We start from the raw sequence: 2,997 nt of genomic DNA on the forward strand, positions 1-2,997 counted from the left end.
TGCACACCGAATGCGGCGCCCGCTTACCTAAAGTATCTTAAAATCAACAGCATATACCTCAATATGCATATATACCACCATATATCTCGCTTCAATCGCCCTAAGTCATTACTCTCGCTAGATAAAATCCCATATTCAGGTATATTGGATTTCCACTATCCTAACCGGGCTAACCGCGATATAATGCGAGCTCCTAAACCCCCACCATCCGCTCTCGAGTGGATGTGTGATGCAAAAGTCAAAACCACCTTTCATCGGCTTTCAGGTCTCGACTGCAGACCTCGCAAGCCTTGATGAAATCGCCGTAAAGAACGGCTGTTCGCGATCTGAAGCGGCCAGGAATGCACTCCGGCTTGGCTTGCCTCTGGCGCTCGCCGGGCACTCTCTGGATGTTCGCCGGCTCATTCTTCTGCTGGAATATACCCAAGCAGCAGTCGACCTGATCGTCCACCGAGAGCATAGCGATCTTGCTCCCGGCCTGGAGCAGATTGCCCACGAACGCATGGAGGAATTCCATGCGCCGCGATGACATCCGTTTCAGTGGCAAGGGTGCCACGATCCAGCATCATTCCGCACGCGGAAAGGTAACCCGAAATGCCGGCAATTTCACCCGAGGCTCACAGCTCGTCACACACGAATTCTGGATGTGGTTTGCTGGGATCAAGATCCCGCTCCTGATCTGGTTTCTGGTCTTCAGTCTGGCGCTTGCCACGACCATTAGCCTGTCGCTCAGCACGCCCGAGATTCATCTCGTTCTCATGCGCATGTATTCGGGTCTCTGGTCACTGATGCTTCTCGACCCATCGAAGGTCATTCACCTCACTCTTCCCAATGGGATGATCCGTCCCACGCTGATGGGGGCAGTGCCTTACGACCCCTACGTTGCCTCTGCATCGGCCAAGGCGCTTCGCTGCCTCCTTGGATCGGCTTTCATGGCCATCTTCATCGCTGCACCGCTCAGCATCTGGTTCATCGAGTTCTCCCGGAAACGCGGCAAATCGATCCTCGAAGAACGCCATGAGCGCGGTGCGATGCTGGTCGAGCGCGAAGTCTTGCGAGCCGAGGTCCGGGCCCATAACGGCAACCGTTTTGCCTATGAATGCTCGCGGCTCGATCCGCCTTGCAACCCCGAGGATATCCTCATTCTCAACCGCCAGCAGAAGCGGGCGCTCGGCGTTCATCAACCCTACGTCATCGCAGGCATTCCCTACCCGTGGCGGCTTGAGCAAAGCCACACCATGCTGATCGGCACAACGGGGGCTGGTAAGACCACCCAGCTGCGATCGTTGGTCCAACAGCTGCGGGAGCGCGGGCACAACGCGGTGATCTTCGATTTGACCGGCGCGTTTGTCGAAGCCTTCTACAACCCGGAGAGCGACACAATCCTCAATCCTATGGATCAGCGGTGCGTGCCCTGGACCATCTTCAACGACTGCGAACTCTATGCTGACTTTTTGACGGCAGCGACCGCTCTGATCCCGTCACACCCCGATGAGAAGGAGCCCTTCTGGCAGAACGCTGCGCGCACGCTGTTCGTTGAAATTTGCATGAAGCTCAAAGCCGACGGCGAGATGTCAAACGCCGCTATCGCGCATCACCTGATGACCGCCAACCTGAAGCAGATTCATGCCAAGTTGAAGGACACGGTCGCGGCTCCCCTGACTGCCGAAACTGCGGCCCGCATGGCGGAGTCGATCCGGTCGGTCTTCAACACCAACGCCAACGCCATCCGCTACATCCCAGACCCTTCGCATGAGAAGCCTGACAGCTTCTCGATCAAGGCATGGATCAAAGCATCAGAGCCAGGCTCGATCCTGTTCATCACGTCGAGCTATTCCGACATGAACTTCACCCGGATGCTGCTGACGCTATGGACCGACATGGCCGTCACAGCCCAGATGACGCTACCGCGCACGCGCGATCTTCGGACCTGGTTCCTGTTCGACGAGGTCAATGCTCTGCATGCCCTTCCTGCCATCGGCAATGGTCTCCAGACTGCCCGAAACTATGGCGGTGCCTTCGTTCTCGGCATCCACTCCTTTGCCAAGCTGGAGGAAACATACGGCGAGAAAGGCGCGACCAATCTGGCCGGGCTTGCGCGCACCAAGCTGATCCTCGCCACGGCCGATTACCAATCTGCTGAACGCTGCGCCGAATTCATCGGCAACCGCGAGGTTCGCCAGATGGATGAAGCCTACAGCTACGGGTACAACAACACCCGCGATGCGTCGACCCTGACGCCGCGCAAGGCAATCGAGCCGCTGGTCATTCCCGACGACATTACAAACCTCCCGTCGATGCACGGGTTCATCAAGTTTCCCGATGGGTTTCCGGCGGCGCGGATCAAGCTTCAGTGGAAGGATTACCCGGAGGTTGCCCCAGGATTCATGCGGGTCACCAGCATGGAGCCGACGCCCTACAGACCGCCCGAGACCAAACGGCCGGCTAGCCGGCCTGATAGCGCGGAAGGGGGGAGCGAGGGTGGTCCTGAAACCTTGCCGCCGACCGGGCGCGTGGAGGCTGAGGAAGCGGAGCGGGAGACAACCGAGGCGCTGGAAAAGGCGGACGGCGCGGAGAAAGCTGACGGGCGTTCGGAGGCCGAAAAGGCAGCCGATGCGATGTTCGGCGAGAGCGAGATTGTCAGGGCCGTTGCGCCCAGCAACGACAACCCTGCGGATGTCCCCGCAAAAGACGCGGATGCCGATGACGGTCAGCCGAGAACGGCGGGTCTCTCCGTCATGAAACAGCTCATAGCCATCAGTGGCGATCAGACCGAAATCAATCGCGAACAGGCCAAGGAAGCCCTGACCGAAAAAACGCTCGGGAAGCAGGATCGGGACCGGCCTGAGGAGCAGATCACGCGCGAGACCCGTGAGGGCGCCGGGACGGACCAGAAGGATCAGGGCCACGGCCACGACAGGGAAGCGTCACACGACACACCGGCGATCGACGACGACTTCGGGTTGGGAGACTGATCATGCTCTCGGTCGCATCGGT

Annotated in this window: 2 protein-coding genes; both read left to right on the forward strand. The window is 58.8% G+C overall.

Annotated features, from left to right (window positions below; all coding sequences use genetic code 11):
* The first annotated feature begins 229 nt into the window (after window positions 1-229).
* On the forward strand, window positions 230-529 hold the full coding sequence (locus AX708_RS20250) for a hypothetical protein (protein ID WP_155647172.1): 300 nt from the start codon (window positions 230-232) through the stop codon (window positions 527-529).
* Window positions 516-2,975, forward strand: coding sequence for a type IV secretion system DNA-binding domain-containing protein (locus AX708_RS04065; protein ID WP_066271334.1), 2,460 nt, complete (start codon window positions 516-518; stop codon window positions 2,973-2,975). Before AX708_RS20250 ends, AX708_RS04065 begins: the two co-directional genes overlap by 14 nt.
* The last annotated feature ends 22 nt before the right edge of the window (window positions 2,976-2,997 follow it).

This window comes from Erythrobacter sp. CCH5-A1, from assembly GCF_001557115.1.
Lineage (GTDB): Bacteria > Pseudomonadota > Alphaproteobacteria > Sphingomonadales > Sphingomonadaceae > Erythrobacter.

What these genes read in the sequence shown, in the direction of transcription:
- AX708_RS20250 (WP_155647172.1), top strand. Translation starts at nt 230, where the DNA reads ATGCAAAAGTCAAAACCACCTTTCATCGGCTTTCAGGTCTCGACTGCA.
- AX708_RS04065 (WP_066271334.1), top strand. Translation starts at nt 516, where the DNA reads ATGCGCCGCGATGACATCCGTTTCAGTGGCAAGGGTGCCACGATCCAG.